At 70.0% G+C, this 17,844-nt stretch carries 12 protein-coding genes and 1 tRNA gene; 10 read left to right on the plus strand and 3 right to left on the minus strand.

Translation table 11 applies throughout. The annotated features are described in order from the left end of the window. The first annotated feature begins 112 nt into the window (after window positions 1-112). The 7 genes from BL253_RS17960 to BL253_RS43815 all read left to right on the plus strand — a co-directional run bounded on the left by BL253_RS17960 (window position 113) and on the right by BL253_RS43815 (window position 8,848). A complete protein-coding gene (locus BL253_RS17960; protein ID WP_076818279.1) occupies window positions 113-2,950 on the plus strand; it encodes a molybdopterin-dependent oxidoreductase in 2,838 nt (945 codons plus the stop codon). Between the two features lie 12 nt (window positions 2,951-2,962). Continuing rightward, on the plus strand, window positions 2,963-5,596 hold the full coding sequence (gene nirB, locus BL253_RS17965; protein ID WP_076818280.1) for a nitrite reductase large subunit NirB: 2,634 nt from the start codon (window positions 2,963-2,965) through the stop codon (window positions 5,594-5,596). Next, window positions 5,593-6,024, plus strand: a complete 432-nt coding sequence (locus BL253_RS17970) for a Rieske (2Fe-2S) protein (RefSeq protein ID WP_081438422.1) — start codon at window positions 5,593-5,595, stop codon at window positions 6,022-6,024. Before nirB ends, BL253_RS17970 begins: the two co-directional genes overlap by 4 nt. A 190-nt stretch (window positions 6,025-6,214) precedes the next feature. Further along, window positions 6,215-6,285: transfer RNA gene (locus BL253_RS17975), tRNA-Gly, on the plus strand. 287 nt (window positions 6,286-6,572) lie between these two features. Beyond that, the gene (locus tag BL253_RS17980) at window positions 6,573-6,926 is read left to right on the plus strand and encodes a VOC family protein (protein WP_076818281.1); all 354 of its coding nucleotides are present in this window, start codon (window positions 6,573-6,575) and stop codon (window positions 6,924-6,926) included. A 91-nt stretch (window positions 6,927-7,017) separates the two neighbouring features. Continuing rightward, window positions 7,018-8,688 (plus strand): amidohydrolase, encoded by a 1,671-nt coding sequence (locus tag BL253_RS17985; protein WP_076818321.1) that lies wholly within the window; start codon window positions 7,018-7,020, stop codon window positions 8,686-8,688. Between the two features lie 22 nt (window positions 8,689-8,710). Beyond that, complete coding sequence (locus tag BL253_RS43815; RefSeq protein ID WP_241834896.1) at window positions 8,711-8,848, plus strand: SDR family oxidoreductase; 138 nt, start codon at window positions 8,711-8,713, stop codon at window positions 8,846-8,848. Window positions 8,849-8,873: 25 nt separating this feature from the next. Here the strand turns inward: BL253_RS43815 and BL253_RS17995 are convergent, their stop codons facing one another. Further along, complete coding sequence (locus BL253_RS17995) at window positions 8,874-9,578, minus strand: hypothetical protein (protein ID WP_076818282.1); 705 nt, start codon at window positions 9,576-9,578, stop codon at window positions 8,874-8,876. Window positions 9,579-9,877: 299 nt separating this feature from the next. Continuing rightward, the gene (gene dcd, locus BL253_RS18000) at window positions 9,878-10,474 is read right to left on the minus strand and encodes a dCTP deaminase (RefSeq protein ID WP_076818283.1); all 597 of its coding nucleotides are present in this window, start codon (window positions 10,472-10,474) and stop codon (window positions 9,878-9,880) included. A gap of 184 nt (window positions 10,475-10,658) precedes the next feature. Between dcd and BL253_RS18005 the strand changes: the two genes are divergently transcribed. The 3 genes from BL253_RS18005 to BL253_RS18015 all read left to right on the plus strand — a co-directional run bounded on the left by BL253_RS18005 (window position 10,659) and on the right by BL253_RS18015 (window position 15,181). Next, window positions 10,659-11,492, plus strand: a complete 834-nt coding sequence (locus BL253_RS18005) for a beta-phosphoglucomutase family hydrolase (protein WP_081438427.1) — start codon at window positions 10,659-10,661, stop codon at window positions 11,490-11,492. Beyond that, window positions 11,489-13,858, plus strand: a complete 2,370-nt coding sequence (locus tag BL253_RS18010) for a glycoside hydrolase family 65 protein (RefSeq protein ID WP_076818285.1) — start codon at window positions 11,489-11,491, stop codon at window positions 13,856-13,858. Before BL253_RS18005 ends, BL253_RS18010 begins: the two co-directional genes overlap by 4 nt. A gap of 381 nt (window positions 13,859-14,239) precedes the next feature. Continuing rightward, window positions 14,240-15,181, plus strand: a complete 942-nt coding sequence (locus BL253_RS18015) for a M4 family metallopeptidase (RefSeq protein ID WP_158230371.1) — start codon at window positions 14,240-14,242, stop codon at window positions 15,179-15,181. Window positions 15,182-15,343: 162 nt separating this feature from the next. Here BL253_RS18015 and BL253_RS18020 read toward each other — a convergent pair whose 3' ends face one another. Next, window positions 15,344-17,587: a (Fe-S)-binding protein gene (locus BL253_RS18020; protein WP_076818287.1), complete on the minus strand. Its 2,244-nt coding sequence runs from the start codon at window positions 17,585-17,587 to the stop codon at window positions 15,344-15,346. Window positions 17,588-17,844: the final 257 nt, after the last annotated feature.

Consider the following 17,844-nt stretch of genomic DNA (forward strand, 5'->3'; position numbering starts at 1 on the left):
TATGCCAGCACCAGAGACCTCACAGGGTGGCGTTTCTCGGGGTGAGTGCCTAGTAACCGGCTGAATGCGTCGGGAGGCGGCTGGCGAAACACGAAGATCCCAGCATGGGCTTGTGTCCCCCGACCGAGCCCCGGCCACGGCCGACGTCGCCGCTCTGGTTGCCGCTTCCGGCGCCGACGCGGCGGCGAGCCGGGCCGTCACGCCGTCGCACTGCCCGTACTGCGCGCTGCAGTGCGGCATCGAGCTGCGGCCCCGGCCCGGCCTCGTCGACCTCACCCCACGGGACGACTTTCCGACCAACCGTGGCGGCCTGTGCTCCAAGGGCTGGACGGCCGCCGGACTACTCGACCACCCCGACAGGCTGACCACTCCGCTGCTGCGCGACCGGCGGGCCGCGGGCACTCCCGGCGACCTTCGCCCGGCCACCTGGGACGAGGCCCTGGAGCGGATCGTCACCGGCTGGCGGCGCTGCCAGCACCGGTATGGCCTGGACAGCGTCGGCGTGTTCGGTGGCGGCGGACTGACCAACGAGAAGGTGTACGCGCTCGGCAAGTTCGTCCGGATCGCGTTGCGCAGCCGGTCCATCGACTACAACGGTCGCTTCTGCATGTCGTCGGCCGCGGCGGCCGGCAACCGCGCGTTCGGAATCGACCGCGGCCTGCCGTTTCCGGTGAGCGACATCGCCGAGGCCGACGTCATTCTGCTGGTCGGCGGCAACCCGGCCGACACGATGCCGCCAATCATGCAGTGGTTCGACGCGGGCCGGGCGAAGGGCGCCAGACACATCGTCGTCGACCCGCGCGCCACCCCGACCGCGCGCGGGGCGCACCTGCACCTGCAGCCCACTCCGGGCACCGATCTCGCGCTGGCCGCGGGCCTGCTCCACATCGCGATCCGCGACGGGCTGGTGGACACCGGCTACATCGCCAGCCGCACCACCGGGTTCGACGCGGTTCGCCGAGCTGTCACGGCCTACTGGCCCGGCCGGGTCGAACGGATCACCGGGGTGCCCGAGGGACAGCTGCGCGAGGCGGTCCGACTGCTAGCCGACGCGGAACGCGCCATCGTGCTGACCGCCCGCGGCGCCGAGCAGCACGCCTCCGGAACCGACACCGCGCAGGCCTTCATCAACCTCGCGCTCGCGCTCGGCCTGCCCGGGCGCTCGTTCTCCGGCTACGGCACGATCACCGGCCAGGGCAATGGCCAGGGTGGCCGAGAGCATGGGCAGAAGGCCGACCAGCTGCCCGGCTACCGCAAGCTCGCCGACCCGGCCGATCGGGCGCACATCGCCGCGATCTGGGGCGTCTCACCGGACGAGCTGCCGCCGCCCGGCGTGTCCGCGTTCGAGATGCTCGACGCGTTGGGCACCGAGGGCGGCGTGCGGGCCATGTGGGTGCTCGGCTCCAACCCGATCGTGTCCGGCCCGGACGCGAACCGGATCGCCGACCGGCTCGCGGCCCTCGACCTGCTGGTCGTCTCCGACTTCTTCCTCTCCGAGACGGCGGCTCTCGCCGACGTCGTGCTGCCGGTCGCGCAGTGGGCGGAGGAGGAGGGCACGATGACGAACCTCGAAGGTCGGGTGCTGCGCCGGCGCCGTGCCCTCGCCCCGCCGCCCGGGGTGCGCACCGACCTGGATGTCATCGCGGAGCTCGCCACCCGCCTCGGGTGCTCGGCCGAGGCGTTTCCCGCCGAGCCGCGGGTGGTGTTCGAGGAGCTGCGGCGGGCGAGCGCCGGCGGGCTCGCCGACTACTCCGGCATCAGCTACGAGCGGATCGAGGCCGAGAAGGGCGTCTTCTGGCCCTGCCCGGCCCCCGTCACCGGCGAGAGCGCCGCGGGCGAGGCGGTTCACCCGGGCACGCCGCGGTTGTTCGCCGAGCGGTTCGCCACACCGGACGGGCGAGCGCGCTTCGTCGCGGTGCGCCATCGGGGCGCGGCGGAGACGCCTGATCGCGACTTCCCCTACTACCTGACCACCGGCCGCACGATGCGCCAGTACCAGTCGGGAACACAGACTCGGCGGGTCCGGGCGCTCGTCGCCGATGATCCCGACCCTGTCGTCGAGTTGCATCCGGTGCTGGCCGCCAGGCACGCGATCACCGCCGGCGATCTCGTGGAGCTGAAGTCGCGGCGCGGACTGGCGATCTTCCGCGCCCGGGTAACCGACACGATCCGCCAGGACACGTTGTTCGCTCCGTTCCACTGGGGCGGGTACTCGACCGTCAACCTGCTGACCAACCCGGCGCTCGATCCGATCTCGCGAATGCCCGAGTTCAAGGCGTGCGCGGTGACGCTGCGCCCGATCGGCCGTCTTCCCGACGGAGGCGCCGCCCTGCCGACCGAGGCGACTGTCCCGGTGGCCACCGGGTGGTCCCGCCCACGCGACCCATCGCTGTCCGCCATTCCCGCGCAGGACGGTGCCGGCGCCCCGCCGCCGGCTCTCACCGGCCTACCGGGACCGGGCTCACCGGTCCTACCCGGCCTCGCCGGGCCGACGGGGACCGTCCCCGCCACTACCTCCACAGCACCTGGAGCCAGCTCTGCCCGGGCTGGCTCCGACCGCGCGGAAGGCACCACGCCCGCGTCACACCGGAAGGACCGTCGCATGCACAGCACACCCCGCTTTCTGCAGGGCGTCTTCTCGTTCGAGGGGCAGGGGCTGAAAAAGCCGACATTCCTTGACCCGTCGCTGGCCTACACGGTCCCACCCGGGACGACCACCCAGCCGGTGTACTTCCGTGGCGGCAACGCCTCCGACGAGCTGGTCTACGTGCTGCTCGTCCGGGATGGCGCGCCGATGCGCTACTTCCCGATCGGCGCCCGCGCCGACGTGCACGTCCCGTTGCGCGTGGTCGAGGACCTTCTCGGCGACACCCGCATCGAACTGCATCTCGCCGCCCCGGAGGGCGTCGAGGGCACCGTGATCATCGACTTCGGCCTGATCGAGTTCTGAGCGAGCGCGACCATGACCATCATCCAGAACATTCCGAACACGCCCCCCGCCGCCACCGACACCACCGCGTCGACCGCGTCTGCCTCGACCGGCGTCGTTCCGGCTCAGCGGGTCCACGGCCAGGCACCCGCGAGCGGGCGCCAGCACCTCGTCGTCGTCGGCAACGGCATGGCCGGCATGCGGGCCGTCGAGGAGATCCTCGGCCGGCACGGCGGCGACCCGTTCGAGATCACCGTGTTCGGCGACGAGCCGTACGGCAACTACAACCGGATCCTGCTCTCCAACGTGCTGGCCRGCGCCGACACCGAGGACGAGATCTTCCTCAACACGCCGGAGTGGTACGCGGACAACGGCATCCAGCTGCGCGCCGGCGTGCGGATCACCGGGCTCGACCGGTACGCGCGCGTCGTCACCGCCGAGGACGGCGCCGTCACCCCGTACGACAAACTGATCATCGCCACCGGCAGCCGCTCGTTCATCCCACCCATCAAGGGTCTGGCCCACCCCGACGGCCGGCTTCCCGGCGGCGTCTTCGCGTTCCGCACGATCGACGACTGCCGATCCATGATCGAATTTGCCGAGGGGCGCCGGACCGCGGCGGTCATCGGCGGCGGTCTGCTCGGCCTGGAGGCCGCCCGCGGCCTGCAGACGTACGGACTCAAGGTGCACGTCATCGACGCGGCGCCGACGCTGATGAACCAGCAGTTGTGCTCCGAAGCCGGCGCCATCCTGCTGCGCGGTGTCGAGGAGTTCGGCATCACCGTGCATCCAGGAGCCCGCACCGCGCAGATCCTGCTCACCGACGACGAGACCGAGACCGGCGTCGACACTGGCGAGGGCACCGGCCTCGGCACGGCGGTTGGTCTGGAGTTCGCGGATGGGACACGGCTCGACGTCGACATGATCGTGGTGGCGGCAGGGATCCGGCCGAACGTCGACATCGGCCTACGTGGCGGGCTGACCGTGGAGCGCGGCATCGTCACCGACGACCAGATGCGCTCGGTCGACGATCCCGACATCTACGTGGTCGGCGAGTGCGCGCAGCACCGTGGCCAGGTCTACGGCCTGGTCGCCCCGCTGTGGGAGCAGGCGACAGTACTCGCCGAGCACATCACCGGCGTGAACCCAGACGCCGCCTACCACGGCTCGAAGACCGCCACGAAGCTCAAGGTCGCCGGTATGGCCGTCGCCGCGATGGGCCTCAAGGAGGCGGAGTACCCCGACGACGAGGTCGTCCGGTTCGTCGAGCCACGCAGGGGCGTCTACAAAAGCGTCATCATTCGCGACGGAAAGCTCGTCGGCGCCACCCTGCTCGGCGACACGGCCAAGTCGGCCTCGCTCATCCAGGCGTTCGACAATGGCCTGCCACTGCCGGACGAGCGGCTGCAGCTGCTGTTCGACATCGGCCTGCCCGCGGCCGAGGTCGGGGCGGCGGAGATGGCCGACGACGCCCAGGTCTGCAACTGCAACGGTGTGAGCAAGGGGAAGATCGTCGCCTGCGTCAAGGGCGGGATGAAGACCGTCCCCGGCGTCATGAACGCGACCCGCGCCGGCAAGGGCTGCGGCTCGTGCAAGTTGCTCGTCAAGGAGATCGTCGAGTGGGCGGYCGACGGCGAGGTGGAGGAGGACCTCTCGGCGAACTGGTACGTCCCCGGTGTTCCTCTGGACAAGCCGGCGCTGCTGGCGGCCGTGCGTGAGCGGAACCTACGGTCGGTGTCGGCGGTCTTCGCCGCCCTCGCGCCCGACGGCAAGGAGGACGCGGCCAGCAAGATGGCGTTGACGTCGCTGCTGCGCATCGTCTGGGGTCGCGACTTCATCGATGAGCGTGACGGTCGGTTCATCAACGACCGCGTCCACGCCAACATCCAGAAGGACGGCACCTTCTCCGTCGTCCCGCAGATAGCCGGCGGTGTCACCAGCCCGGCCGAGCTGCGCCGGATCGCGGACGTCGCCGAGAAGTACGACGTCCCGATGGTGAAGATCACCGGCGGGCAGCGCATCGACCTGCTCGGCGTGCGCAAGGAGGACCTACCGAAGGTCTGGGCCGATCTGGACATGCCCAGCGGCCACGCCTACGGCAAGAGCTTCCGCACGGTGAAGACCTGCGTCGGCAAGGACTTCTGCCGCTTCGGCGTCGGCGACTCGACCGCGCTCGGTGTCGCGATCGAGAAGCGCTACAACGGTCTGGAAAGCCCCGGCAAGCTCAAGCTCGCGGTCAACGGCTGCCCGCGCAACTGTGCCGAAGGCCTGATCAAGGACGTCGGTGTCGTCGCGATCGACGGCGGCCGCTGGGAGATCTACGTCGGCGGTGCCGGGGGCGCCCACGTCCGCAAGGGTGACCTGCTCGCCACCGTCGAGAGTCCCGAGGARGTCATGACGCTCACGGGCCGGTTCCTGCAGTACTACCGCGAGAACGCGAAATGGCTGGAACGGACGTACACGTTCGTCCCCCGGGTGGGCATCGAGAAGGTCCGCGCCGTCATCGTCGACGACGCGGAGGGTATCGCCGCCGATCTCGACGCCCGCGTCCAGGAGTCGATCGACGCCTACGTCGACCCCTGGCTGGAGCGTGCGGAGCCGGTGACCCCCGGCCAGTTCCACACCTCGCTGCCCCTGGTGGCCCTGCCCCAGGTCCCCGTCCGATGAGCGCGCGGAGCACCGTCGCCGTGGCCTCGGCCGCCGCCCCAGAGGCCGCCAGCTCGGGCCGAGACAACGGCGGCCCAGTGGGAACCGCGACGAACTCGGAGCGACTGGCGCCGGCCTCGACCGGCGCCGTACATCGGCTCGGCCCTCTCGACGAGATCCCGGTTGGCGAGGCACGGACATACGCCGTCGGCGACGCACAGATCGCCGTCTTTCGACTCCGTGGGGACGTCCTGCGGGCCATTGACGCCGTCTGCCCGCACGCGGGCGGCCCCCTCGCCGACGGCCAGGCCGACGCGGAGGTCGTCATCTGCCCGCTGCACTCCCACGTCTTCAACCTGGCCACCGGCGAGTCCTCCTCGGGGGCGCCGCCGATCGGCTGCCACCCGGTCCGTCTCGCCGCCGACGGAAGGATCGAACTCACCCTGTAAGAAGCCGCGGGCCGACCAGCGGCGTGGCGACGTGTCCCGGGTCCCGACCGACCGCCACGCCGCTGCCAGGCCGCGCGGGCCGACCTGCGCTGACGACGATCTGTCCAACTGGCCCGCGCACTCCAGCGCCGGACGATGTCCCGCCCACCCCCTACCCGAGCGATCCGCTAGGATGCGAAGGCAGCACCATGCGGGTGTAGTTCAGAGGCAGAACACGAGCTTCCCAAGCTTGCAACGCGGGTTCGATTCCCGTCACCCGCTCGCGGCGGCCTTCCATGCTTGCTGACCTTCGGTCATCTTCGCCGAGGCCTGTTATCCCACCCCGGGGCCGAGCCCCGGACCCCACGACCAGGCGGCTCCACCCCCTGGACCCCAACACCATCCCCGCTCGTCGCGGCCTTCCACGCTTGCTGACCTTCGGTCATCTTCGCCGAGGCCCGTTATCCCACCCCGGGGCCGAGCCCCGGACCCCACGACCAGGCGGCTCCACCCCCTGGGCGATGGTGCGGTGTCGGCCTGCCTGATCGTCGTCCTGGCAGGATGGCGGCATGGAACGTGTGCTTGGAATCGGTGGATACTTCATGCGCGCCGCCGACCCGGCGGGTTTGAGCGCGTGGTACCGCGATTTCCTGGGCCTGGACGCCGGTGAGCACGGCCTGTGGCGGCAGGAAGACGGGCCGACGGTGTTCGCGACGTTCGAGTCCGAGACCGACTACTTCGGGTCCCGCGCCCAGCAGACCATGCTCAACTTCCGGGTCCRTGACCTCGACGCGATGCTCGCGCAACTGCGTGCCAAGGGCGCGGACGTGGCCGACGAGACGCAGGACATGGAGGGCGTCGGTCGATTCGGCTGGGTCATCGATCCCGCGGGCAATCGGGTCGAACTGTGGCAGCCCGCCTGACCGCGCGCCTTCGCCGCTGAGGGCGTCATCCTGTGCGCGCCGGGCGTGACCGTGGCTGGCTCGGCGCCATGCTGGAGGTGTGGGCACCCCGATGACGGACGCGGATCTGGTCTTCGCGGGTGGGCCGGTGTTCACGGCCGACGCCGCGCGCACGCGCACGCATGCGGTCGCGGTGCGCGGGGGGCGGATCGTGGCGGTCGGGCGCGGTGCCGAAGCGATGGTCGGGCCGTCGACGGATGTTGTCGACCTGTCCGGGAAACTGCTCGTGCCTGGATTCCAGGATGCCCACGTGCACCCGGTGTGGGGCGGGCTCGACCTGCTGCGGTGTGACCTGCGGTCCGCGGGTGACCGGGTGGGCTACCTGGCCCTGGTCGCCGAGTACGCCCGGACCCACCCGGACGTCGCATGGATCATCGGCGGCGGCTGGGGAATGCCCGCGTTCCCCGGTGGGACTCCGTTGGCGGCCGACCTCGACGCGGTGGTGCCGGACCGGCCCGTGATGTTGATGAATCGCGACGGTCATGGGGCCTGGGTGAACTCGCGGGCGCTCGGGCTCGCGGGCATCGACGCGCGCACACCCGACCCGGCCGACGGGCGGATCGAGCGTGACGCCAGCGGGGTGCCGACCGGGACACTGCACGAAGGCGCGATCTCCCTGGTCAACCGGCTGCTGCCGCCCGTGACCGCCGAGACGATGGTCCAGGCGCTGCTGCGGGGACAGGAGTATCTGCATTCGTTCGGCGTCACCGCCTGGCAGGACGCCATCGTCGGCACGTATGGCAACGCGGGAGACCCCGCGCCGGCGTACCTGGCGTGCGCGACGTCAGGCGAGCTCACCGCGCGGGTGGTGGGTTCGCTGTGGTTCGAGCGAGACCGGGGCGTCGAGCAGCTCGACGACCTGCGTCACCGGCGCGAGACGTATACCCATGGACGGTTCCGCGCGACCAGCGTGAAGATCATGCAGGACGGCGTGCCGGAGAACTTCACCGCCGCGATGCTGGACCCCTACCTGTCGCCATGCGGATGCGGCAACGGCGGCGGCGGCAAGGGCCGCGGCATCACCTTCTTCCCGCGCGAGCTGCTTCTCGAGGCCGTGCCGGCGCTCGACGCCGCGGGCTTCCAGACGCATTTCCACGCCATCGGCGACCGGGCCGTCCGTGACTGCCTGGACGCCGTGGAGGCCGCGATCACGGCGAACGGCCGCGGCGACCTGCGTCATCACATCGCCCACCTGCAGGTCGTCCATCCGGATGACGTGCCGCGTTTCGGGCAGCTGGGGGTCGCGGCGAACCTGCAGTTCCTGTGGGCGGTGCTCCAGGCTCAGATGGCCGAGCTGAACCTGCCCTTCCTCGGCCCTGAGCGGGGCTCGTGGCAGTACCCGTTCCGGCGGCTGCAGGAGACCGGGGCGGTGCTGGCGGCCGGCAGCGACTGGTCGGTCTCGACGCCCAACCCGCTCGCCGCGATCCATGTCGCCGTCAACCGGACTCCCGCGCCGACCGAGGCGGCGCCGAGCGGCGAGCACGAGGTCTTCCTGCCCGAGCAGCGCCTCGATCTGGCGAGCGCGCTGGCCGCCTACACGTCGGGGTCGGCGTGGGTGAACCACCTCGACGACGTCACGGGCACGGTCACCGTCGGCAAGGGAGCGGATCTCGTCGTGCTGGACCGGGATCCGTTCGCCGGCCCGCCGGCCGACATCGGCAACACCCGGGTGCTGCAGACGTTCGTCGCCGGGGCCAGGGTCCACGCCGCGCCCGACGCGTAACCTGGCGGGCTCCCCGTCGCGGGTGGCACCTCCTCCGAGCTCGGCCCGACCTCGGCCCGACCTCGGCGTCCGTCGCGCCGCTTTCCTCGCTTCCGACGACGCCTCCTACATGACCGGCTCCTACCTCGTCGTCGACGGCGGCTGGACCGCCGGCGGCTGACCGGGGCCGGGCCGGGGCGGTCAGGTCACTGCTTGGCGAGTGTCGCCACCACCTGGCTGGTCAGGCCGTTCAGCTCGCCGTCGTCGACCGGTCCCGCCGGACTGACGATGAGAATCACCGACTCGACACGGCCGGCGAAGACGCTGACCAGGTCGACGTTGACCTCAACGTTCTGGCCGTCGGAGTTGACCGCGAGGTCGAGCCGCGTCAGGGCGGTGGCGCCGGTCGGGGGCGTGCCGGCCTGAGCGCTCCTCACCGTCACGGCCGTCGTCTCCCTGTCCCTGTTGGACAGCTGGCTGACGATCGCCTCGCCCACGCAGCCGGGGAAGTCCCGGCGCTGGGTCAACGCTCGGTGCGCCGTGACCGTGTCCGCGCTCGCGAACACCCGCGCGCCGGACTGGATCGTGGTGCCGTCGTCGTCGTCGCTGAAGACGGGGCCGTTCGCGTGGTCGGTGGACGCCGGTCCCAGATCAGAGCTGGACAGGTGCATGCAGGTGGGAACCGGGTCCTCGAAGACGGAACTCTCGGAGGTGTCGGTGTTGTCCTCCATCGAGTAGTCGCCGGTCGCGGGCCCGGCGACGAGGACGTAGTCGGCGGGGCGCAGCGGAGCGGCCGGGGGCGCCGACACGGTCGCGGCGCCGACGACGGCGCTCGCCGGGTCCGGCGAGTCGCCACTCCCGCACGCGGCCAGCGCCATGACGAGCGCCGCCGCCGTCGCGGTGACGCTCACGGCCGCCCGGATAACACGCCCATTCGGGCGGGGTTCGATTTCGTTCCTTGTGGTCATGGGAAAGAAGGCTAGAAACCCGACATAAATTTCACCACAAAGAGCACTGTCGGGTGCGCGACCGATTCTTTACCAATTATTTGAAATCGGGTCTGAAATAGTGTCGGGGTCTGGCCGGGCCACCGGGCTGGTCCACGTGGACGGCCAGCCCGTCGCCCGTCCCGAACTCGGCGGGCGACGGTTCTCGGTCGCCCTCGTCATCCCTGGATCCCTGGATACCTGGATACCCGGCTCGCCCCGGTTCAGGCCTGCCCGTCTACCGGAGGGACCGGGGACCGGGTGAAGTCGCGGTACGCGCGCGACGGGGTGGGGCCGCGCTGTCCCTGGTAGCGGGAGCCGTAGATGGCGGTTCCGTACGGGTGCTCGGCCGGGGACGAGAGGCGGAACAGGCAGAGCTGACCGATCTTCATGCCGGGCCAGAGCTTGATCGGCAGGGTCGCGACGTTGGAGAGCTCCAACGTGACATGGCCGGAGAAGCCCGGATCGATGAAGCCGGCCGTCGAATGGGTGAGGAGGCCGAGCCGGCCGAGGCTGGACTTGCCCTCGAGCCTGCCGGCCAGGTCGTCCGGCAGCGTGATGGCCTCGAGGGTAGAGCCAAGCACGAACTCGCCCGGGTGCAGCACGAACGGCTCATCACCCTCGGGGGAGACGAGCTCGGTCAGGTCCTCCTGCTCGATGGCCGGGTCGATGTGGCTGTACCGATGGTTCTGGAAGACCCGGAACGCCCGGTCGAGGCGCAGGTCGACGCTGCTCGGCTGGATCAGACCCGGGTCGTACGGGTCGAGGCACACGCGGCCGGCGGTGATCTGGGCCCGGATGTCCCGGTCGGACAACAACACGTCCTACAAACTACCTGCCCCGCGCGGCGGGCTCGCGCCCACACCGTGCGGGTGGGCTCGCGGTCCTGGGCGAGGTTCGTCCAGATTGGCGCGGTAGCGACCGGCGCCAGTGGGGTAGACGGCAAGCATGCGTTTGCCGTTCGCGCGGCTGCGGCGCCGCGAAACCGGGGCCGCGGCCGGGTCCCTGCTCGGGCTACCCCCTCACATCGACGCTTGCCTCTTCGATCTCGATGGCGTGCTCACGAGCACGGCGGAGGTCCATGCGAGAGCCTGGAAGGAGATGTTCGACGACTTCCTGGAGAACTGGGCCTCCCGGTCCGGCGACCCGGAGGAACCCTTCGACATCGAGCGGGACTACGAGAGCTACGTGGACGGGTTGCCGAGGCTCGACGGGGTGCGGTCCTTCTTGGCGTCACGCGACATCCACCTGCCCGAGGGCACGGACGGGGACCCGCCGTCAGCCCTCACCGTCCACGCTCTCGGGAACCGCAAGAACATCCTCGTCCTGAACAAGATCGCCGAGGACGGGGTCCAGCCATACCCGGGTTCGCGGCCCTACCTGGAGGCCTGCGCCCGCGCCGGGAAGGCACGGGCGCTCGTCTCGTCCAGCGCGAACGCCGGCGAGGTGGCACGGGCCGCCGGGCTCGCCGACCTGCTGCAGGTGCGGGTCGACGGCCAGACCATCACGGAGCGCAAGCTTGCCGGCAAGCCGGCGCCCGACACGTTCCTCGCCGCGGCCCGGGAGCTGGGCGTGCCACCCGAGCGGGCGGCGGTCTTCGAGGACGCGGAGGCCGGCGTCGCGGCCGGGCGGGCCGGCGGTTTCGGCTACGTCGTCGGGCTCGACCGGGTCGGGCACGGCCACGCGGACGCGCTGCGCGCGCACGGCGCGAACGTGGTGGTCACCGACCTCGGCGACCTGCTCGCCGACGCCTACCCGCCATCACCACCGCCAGCGACGGACGCGGCCGGTGGCCACGGCCGGGGCAGGGCCACGTCGCGGGCCGGACGCGGTCGATGATCGGGGACGCCCGATACACGGTCGACCCGTGGGGGCTGCGCGAGATCGGTCTCAACATGGAAGATCCGGCCCGCGCCGAGTCGTTGTTCGCGCTTTCCAACGGCCATATCGGCCTACGCGCCAACCTTGACGAGGGCGAGCCACACGGCCTGCCCGGTACCTACCTGAACTCGGTGCACGAGCTGCGCCCGCTGCCGTATGCCGAGGCCGGCTACGGCTATCCCGAGTCGGGGCAGACCGTCATCAACGTCACCAACGGCAAGCTGATCCGGCTGATGGTCGACGACGAGCCGCTCGACGTCCGCTATGGCGAACTGCGCTCACACCGGCGTTCGATCGACTTCCGCGACGGAGTGCTGGTACGCGGGGCCGAGTGGGAGTCGCCRGCCGGCCAGGTGATACGGGTGGTCTCCCGGCGGCTCGTCTCGTTCTCCCAGCGAGCGGTCGCGGCGATCTGCTACGAGGTCGAGTCCATCACCGACGCACCGCGGGTGGTCGTGCAGTCCGAGCTGGTGGCCAACGAGACGCTTCCCCCGCACACCGGCGACCCGCGCGCCGCGGCGGTACTCGAGTCCCCGCTCGTGCCGGAGCTGCACTTCGCCCGGGACTGCTCCGTCGAGCTGGTGCACATCACCCAACACAGCAAGATCAGAATCGCCGCGGCGATGGATCACGTCATCGATGGCCCCGGCGCGCTGGGCGTGCAGTCGGAGAGCGAGCCGAACTCGGGGCGGGTGACCGTCACCGGCGTGCTGAAACCAGGGCAGAAGCTGCGGATCGTGAAGTTCATGGCGTATGGCTGGTCGCAGCAGCGGTCGCTGCCCGCCATGCGCGACCAGGCCGCGGCGGCACTCGTCGCGGCCAAGGAGACCGGGTGGGACGGCCTGCTCGACGAGCAGCGCGCCTACCTGGCCGAGTTCTGGCGGCGCTCGGACGTCGAGGTGGAGGGCGACGCCGAGGTTCAGCAGGCCGTCCGGTTCGCGCTGTTCCAACTGTTGCAGGCCGGCGCGCGCGCCGAACGCCGCGCCATCCCGGCGAAGGGGCTGACGGGGCCGGGCTACGACGGCCACGCGTTCTGGGACACCGAGACCTACGTGCTGCCAGTGCTGACCTACACACAGCCGGGAGCGGCGGCCGACGCGCTGCGCTGGCGACATTCCACCTTGAAGCTGGCACAGGAGCGCGCCCAGCTGCTCAACCTGCGCGGCGCCGCTTTCCCGTGGCGCACCATCAGCGGCGCGGAGTGCTCCGGGTACTGGCCGGCCGGTACCGCGGCCTTCCACGTGAACGCCGACATCGCCGACGCCGTCACCCGGTACGTCAACGTCACCGAGGACTATGGCTTCGAGAACGCCGTCGGGCTGGAGCTGCTGGTCGAGACCGCCCGGCTGTGGCGCTCGCTCGGCCATCACGACCTCGACGGCCGGTTCCGGATCGACGGGGTGACCGGGCCCGACGAGTACTCGGCGATCGCGGACAACAACGTCTACACGAACCTGATGGCCCAGCGGAACCTGCGCGCGGCGGCGGACGCGGCCAAACGGCATCCCGACCGGGCGTACGAGTTCGGCGTCGACGCCGAGGAGACCGCCTCCTGGCGGGACGCGGCCGAGGACATGTACATCCCGTACGACGACCACCTGGGTGTCCATCCGCAGTCGGACGGGTTCACCGGCCACGAGATCTGGGACTTCCAGCACACCGCGCAGGACCAGTACCCGTTGCTGCTGCACTTCCCGTACTTCGACCTGTACCGCAAGCAGGTCGTCAAGCAGGCGGACCTGGTGCTCGCCATGCAGCGGTGCGGCGACGCGTTCACCTGCGAGGAGAAGCTGCGCAACTTCGCGTACTACGAGGCGCTGACCGTCCGGGACTCGTCGCTGTCCGCCTCTGTGCAGGGCGTGCTCGCGGCGGAGTGCGGGCATCTGGCGCTCGCGCACGCCTACCTGCGGGAAGCGGCGCTGATGGACCTGCACGACATCGAGCACAACACGTCCGACGGCCTGCACATGGCGTCGCTCGCGGGCGCGTGGATAGTCCTGGTCGAGGGGTTCGGCGGGCTGCGCGACCAGGGCAGCGTCCTCGGTTTCGCCCCGCGCCTGTCCGAGGGCCTTTCCCGACTGTCCTTCGGCGTGTGCGTGCGCGGCCGCCACCTTCGCGTAGAGGTCCACCGCACGTCGGCGACCTACACCGTCCAGGACGGTGAGGGCATCACCCTCACCCACCACGGCGAGTCCTTCCGCCTGGAACCGGACAAGCCGGCCACCTTCCCGATTCCGCCCATCGGCCCCACCGAGCAGCCCCATCAGCCCGCGGGCCGTGAGCCGCTCTTCTTCCACCGCCCAGGTACCACCGAGGAGGACTGACGGCGCCGCCGTCAGCCCAGAAGTTCCCAGAAGTTCAAGAAGCGCCCGCGAAATGCGAGCCGTTCGCGCGGTTCTCGCGGATAAACCCCAAAACGGCCGGTGTCATTGACCTGACAGCGTTTCGACACCCCACGTTTTACTGATCGCCCGCCCCGCGCGCCCTAGACTCGCCAGCGACGTTCCCGGCCGATTATGAGGGAAGTCGTCACGCCGACATAAAGACCGGAAATTTTCCGGTCTAATCCGTCGAAAGCGAGTCAGAAAATGCGCCATTTCTGCATGTTCGTTCCCCCGCACATGCTCGACAACATATCCCGTGTCCACGCGCGGGAGGGTCTCGCTCCGACGCCGGCACAGCGGTCGGCCGCGATCTCCGCGCAGGTGCGKCGCACACGGGAGAACGCCGCGCCGCTCACCCTGGCGGCCGCGCCGGCGGCACCCGTGACTGGCCCGAAGGGYCTGACCATCCCCGCGACCGGATCCGCCGGCCGGCTCATCTACGACGATCAGCATCAGGAGAAGTTCGACGTCCAGCTGGTCCGCGGCGACGGGGACCCGACCGTCCGTGACGAGTCCGCCAACCACGCCTATGACGACCTGGGTCTCGTCCGCGAGTTCTACAAGGAGAAGCTCGGGCGTAACTCCATCGACAACGCGGGTCTGAACATCGTCGCCAACGTCAACTACGGCGACCACTTCGACAACGCGTTCTGGGACGGCACGCGCATGGTCTTCGGCAACGGCGACGATGTCATCTTCAAAAACTTCACCCGGGACATCAGCGTGCCCGCGCACGAGCTCACCCATGGCGTCACGCAGTACACGTCGGCGCTCAACTACTCGAACGACCAGAGCGGAGCGCTCAACGAGTCGTTCAGCGACATGATCGGCACGGCCATCGACGCCTGGGCGAACAAGCGGGATGCCGACACGCACACCTGGCTCATCRGCGCGGAGATCATGGCCGACGACCTCTACGGCGAAGCGCTGCGGAACATGGCCGAGCCCGGAACCGCGTACGACAACCCGACTCTCGGCAGAGACCCGCAGCCCCGGGACATGAGCGGCTACCACGACGACGACCCGCACATCATGTCGGGCATCCCGAACCGGTGGTTCTACCTGATCTGCAAGGAGATCGGAATGGACGCCGGAACCGTCATCATGTACCAGACGCTCCAGAACCTGTGGCCCACCGCCCTGTTCAAGGACGCCGCCATCGTGGCCGCCGCCCAGGCCCGCATCCTCGCCGAGAACAAGCAGGTCCCCGCCGAGTCCGCCCAGGTCGTCCGCTCCGCCGCCCGTCAGCAGGGCTTTTGGTAGCGCCCACCTTGATCACCGCCAGCGTGTCACCAGCGTCGCGATCTCGCCGCATCCACGACGATGGCGACACGGACGCGGCGATCTCCCGGTTTCAAGCTCGGTCAGATGTCGTGCCGCCGTCGACGGCGGCACGACATCTGACCGAGCTGGGCTGCCCCGGGGTCAGCCGACGGGTGCGGGCTCCGTCCCGTCGCCGGTGGTGGCCGGAGCGGCGGGCGCCGCCAGGGAGCGGGCGAGGAGCTGGGAGACGTCGAGGACCTCGACGGTCTCCTTCGCCTTGCCCGCGAGCTTCTGCTCCGTCACCGCGTCGGACAGCATGACGATGCAGAACGGGCACGCGGTCGACACGACGTCCGGGTCGAGGCCGAGGGCCTCCTCCACCCGGTTCGTGTTGACCCGGGTGCCGATCTTCTCCTCCATCCACATCCGCGCGCCGCCGGCGCCGCAGCAGAAGCCGCGGTCCTTGCAGCGGTGCATCTCCTGGCCACGGAGGCCCGGAATGGCCTCGAGGATCTCCCGCGGCGGGGTGTAGACCTTGTTGTGCCGGCCGAGGAAGCACGGGTCGTGGTACGTCACCGACGACTCGACCGGCGTCAGCGGCACGAGCTTCTTCTCCTCGACGAGCTTGCCGAGCAGCTGGGTGTGGTGGATGACCTCCCAGTTGCCGCCGAGCGCCGAGTACTCCTTCGACAGGCTGTTGAAGCAGTGCGGGCAGGTCGCGACGATCTTCTTGACGCCCGTGGAGTTCAGCAGCTCGATGTTGGCCTTGGCCATCTCCTGGAACAGGTACTCGTTGCCGAGGCGGCGCGCCGGGTCGCCGGTGCAGGACTCCTGCGACCCGAGGATCGCGAACGAGACACCGGCCATGTCGAGCAGCTCGACGAAGGCGCGGGAGACCTTCTTCGCCCGGTCCTCGATGGCGCCGGCGCAGCCGACCCAGAAGAGGTACTCGACGTCCTCCGGGATCTGCTCACCCTCACCGATGACCTTGACCTCGAAGGACAGGCCATCGGTCCACTCGGTGCGGCTGCGCGGCGAGACGCCCCACGGGTTGCCGTTGTTCTCCAGGTTGCGCAGCATCACACCGGCTTCCGAGGGGAAGGCCGACTCGATCATCACCTGGTAGCGGCGCATGTCGACGATGTGGTCGACATGCTCGATGTCCACCGGGCACTGCTCGACACACGCGCCGCAGTTCGTGCACGACCAGAGGACGTCGGGATCGATGACCCCGCCCTCTTCCTCCGTGCCGACGAGCGGGCGCTCCGCCTGGGCCTTGCCTGGCTCGGGAACCCGACCGAAGCCGGACTCGGGCACGTGGTGGACCGTGTGCTCCTCGGACGCGTCCTCGGCGACGCCGGTGACGGCCTTCTTCTCCGCGAGCTTCTCCGCGGCCGCGTCGCGCTCCTCGGCGGTGCTCCCGGCCAGCAGGTACGGGGCCTTCGCGAACAGATGGTCGCGCAGGTCCATGATGAGCAGCTTCGGGGACAGCGGCTTCCCGGTGTTCCAGGCCGGGCACTGGCTCTGGCAGCGGCCGCACTCGGTGCAGGTCGAGAAGTCGAGCATCGCCTTCCAGGAGAAGTCCTCGACCTTGCCCGCACCGATGATCGGCTCGTCCTCCTCCATCAGCGTCTCGATGTCGGGCGTGGTGCCGAGCRCACCGAGCGCCTTCGGCTCCCGCTTGAGGATGACGTTGATCGGCGCCAGGAAGATGTGCAGGTGCTTGGAGTAGGCGACCAGCACGAGGAAGCCCATGATGACGGCGAGGTTGAGCAGCAGGAACGCCGTCTCGATGCCCTCGTTCACGTCGTGCGAGAGGCCGGAGAAGGCGCGGCTGACGGCGTAGGAGGCGAAGGCCCACTTTGTCTGGCCCTGCGGCAGGTTGCCGGTGTTCCACTGGGCGCCGCGGCAGATCAGCAGGGTGATGATGACCGCGCTGATCATGCCGATGATGACCCAGGCCGGGCCGAGGTGCGAGCCGTAGAAGCGCGACCTGCGCTCCAGGCGCTTCGGGGCCCGCTGGATCCGGATGATCGTGAAGGTGAGCAGGCCGGCCAGGACGGCGACGGCGAAGAAGTCCTCGAGGAACCCGATGCCGGCCCAGTGCCCGAACAGCGGGATGTGGAAGTTGTCGTCGAACAGGCCGCCGAACGCCTCGATGATCGTCAGGATCAGGACGGTGAAGCCCCAGAACGTGAAGGCGTGCGCGAGCCCGGGCACCGACCACTTCAGCAGCTTGCGCTGGCCGCCGACCTCGCTGATCTCGCTCCAGATCCGGGTCGGAAGGTCGTCAAGGCGACCCTGGGCCGGCTGCCCGGTTCGGATCAGCTTGAACAGCCAGAAGAATCGCCTTCCGGCCACCGCAAGGGCGATCAGCGTGATCGCCCCACCGATCGCGATTCTCACTAGCTCCTCCTATGGCTCCGGGAACGGGCCGTAGCCTACTCGTACTGCTCGGTAACTTGTGTTCCAGAGTGTCCCGCGCCACCAGCCGCTCACCGCGCGGCCACCCCGCTATCCCCGACCCTGCCACGCCGTGGTCCGTCCGGCACGAGTTCCCTTCCCGGCCGATCGGGACCTAGTCCCATGTGTGAGGGCGCTCCKCGCCCGACGGGCGGAAACAGGAGAAGGGCGCCTGCCCCCCCTTCTCCTGTTCCGCCACG

Source organism: Pseudofrankia asymbiotica (genome assembly GCF_001983105.1).
In the GTDB taxonomy this organism is placed as follows: domain Bacteria; phylum Actinomycetota; class Actinomycetes; order Frankiales; family Frankiaceae; genus Pseudofrankia; species Pseudofrankia asymbiotica.